General features: G+C 72.0%; 1 pseudogene. It reads left to right on the top strand.

The annotated features are described in order from the left end of the window. Nucleotides 1-2,535 (top strand): annotated as a pseudogene (locus MCAG_RS34425) (SDR family NAD(P)-dependent oxidoreductase); the annotation flags it as partial.

Genomic DNA, 2,535 nt, shown 5'->3' with positions numbered 1-2,535 from the left:
CGCTGGCTGGGCTGGATGAGCCGCAGCTCGCGGTCCGCGGCGGACGTCTGCTCGCGCCGCGTCTCGCCCGCGCCCGTACGGCCGCCGGCGTTGAACCCCGGCTGCTCGATCCGGACGGGATCGTGTTGGTCACCGGGGGTACGGGTGGTCTGGGCGCGGTGGTGGCGCGGCATCTGGCGGCCACTCATGGCGTGCGGCATCTGGTGCTGGTGAGTCGGCGTGGCCCGGCGGCCGAGGGGGTGGCGGAGCTGGTCGCGGAGCTGGCGGGTCTGGGCGCGCAGGCGGACGTGGTGGCCTGTGACGTGGCGGACCGGGCGCAGCTTGCCGGTGTGCTCGATGGCCTGGACCGGCCGCTGACCGCGGTGGTGCACGCCGCCGGCGTCCTCGACGACGGCGTCATCGCACAGCTCACCCCGGAACGACTCGACCGGGTCCGGCGCCCCAAGCTGGACGCCGCCCTGCACCTGCACGAGCTGACCGCCGGGACGGATCTGGCCGCGTTCGTGCTGTTCTCCTCGGTGGCCGCCCTCATGGGCAGCCCGGGGCAGGGCAACTACGCCGCCGCCAACGCCGGTCTCGACGCGCTCGCCGCCTGCCGCCGCGCCGCCGGGCTGCCCGCCACGTCGCTGGCCTGGGGCCTGTGGGCGGAGGCGGCCGGCATGGGCGGCACCCTGGACGACGGGGAGCTGCGCCGCCTGGAACGCATGGGCGTCGGCGCGCTCCCCACCGACCTGGGCCTGGAGCTGTTCGACCGGTCGCAGCGGCTCGGCACGGCGCTGGTCGCCCCGGTACGCCTCGACCCGGCTGCCCTCCAGGGCCACGCCCGGACCGGGATGCTCCCGGCGCTGCTGCGCGGCCTCGTCCCGGACCCCCCGCCCGCCGCGCCGTCGCGGGCGGCTCGCTGGCGCAGCGGCTCGCCGCGGTGCCCGTCGCCGACCGTGAACAGGTTGTCCGGGAACTGGTGCAGACCCAGGTCGCCGCGGTGCTCGGGCACAGCTCCCCAACGGACGTCGAACCCGGCCGGGCTTTCAAGGAGCTCGGGTTCGACTCGCTCGGCGCGGTCGAGCTGCGCAACCGGCTGACCCAGGCCAGCGGCGTACGGCTGCCGTCCACGCTCGTCTTCGACCACCCCACCCCCGCCGCGGTCGCGGCCTACCTGCTGGCCGAGGCCGGCGGCGTGCCGGACGCGCCCACCGGCGTGGACCGGCGGCCACGCCGCGCCCGGGCCGGCGAACCGCTGGCGATCGTGGGCATGAGCTGCCGCTATCCGGGTGGGGTCAGCTCGCCGGAGGAGTTGTGGGAGCTGGTCGTGAACGGGCGTGACGCGATCGGCGGGCTGCCGGCCGATCGCGGCTGGGACGAGCGGATCCGCCAGGCCGACCCGGACAGTCCCGGCGCGGTCGCTACCAGCGGCGGCGGCTTCCTGGACGGCGCTGGCGACTTCGACGCCGGGTTCTTTGGGATCGGCCCGCGTGAGGCGGTGGCGATGGACCCGCAGCAGCGGCTGTTGTTGGAGGCGTCGTGGGAGGCGTTGGAGGATGCGGGTATTGATCCGACGTCGTTGCGTGGCTCGGATACTGGTGTGTTCTGTGGTGTGGTGACCTCCGACTACGGCCCGGCGCGTCCGCCGGAGCTTGAGGGTTTCCGGTTGACCGGCTCGACCAGCAGCGTGGTGTCCGGCCGGGTCGCCTATACGTTCGGTCTGCAGGGTCCGGCGGTGTCGGTGGATACGGCGTGTTCGTCGTCGTTGGTGGCGTTGCATTTGGCTGGGCAGGCGTTGCGGGCCGGGGAGTGCTCGCTCGCCCTCGTCGCCGGGGTCACCGTGTTGGCTGGGCCGCTGCTGTTGCAGGAGTTCAGCCGGCAGCGGGGGTTGGCTCCGGATGGGCGGTGTAAGCCGTATGCGGCGGCGGCTGATGGCACGGGTTTCTCGGATGGCTTGGGTGTGATTTTGCTGGAGCGGTTGTCTGACGCGCAGCGCAATGGTCATCGGGTTCTTGGCTGTGGTGCGTGGTAGTGCGGTGAATCAGGATGGTGCGAGTAATGGGTTGACTGCGCCGAATGGTCCGGCGCAGGAGCGGGTGATTCGGCAGGCGTTGGCTGTTGCGGGGTTGTCGGCTGCTGAGGTGGATGTGGTTGAGGGTCATGGGACGGGTACGCGGTTGGGTGATCCGATTGAGGCGCAGGCGTTGTTGGCGACTTATGGGCGTGATCGTGAGGTGCCGTTGTGGTTGGGGTCGGTGAAGTCGAATATTGGTCACACGTCGGCGGCGGCGGGTGTGGCGGGTGTGATCAAGATGGTGCAGGCGATGCGGTATGGGGTGTTGCCGCGGACGTTGCATGTGGATGCGCCGTCGCCGCATGTGGAGTGGGATGCGGGTCGGGTGGAGTTGTTGACGCAGGCGCGTCCGTGGGTGGTGGGTGGTCGTCCGCGGCGGGCGGGTGTGTCGTCCCTCGGGATCAGTGGCACGAACGCGCACGTGATCCTCGAGGAGGCTCCGCGCGGGGAAGCCGAAGCGAAGTCGGACGTGGAGTCGG

Origin of the sequence: Micromonospora sp. ATCC 39149 (genome assembly GCF_000158815.1) — a bacterium.
Classification (GTDB): Bacteria; Actinomycetota; Actinomycetes; order Mycobacteriales; family Micromonosporaceae; genus Micromonospora.
The sequence above is the reverse complement of the archived record's forward strand: the minus strand, read 5'-3'. Positions and strand labels throughout refer to the sequence as shown.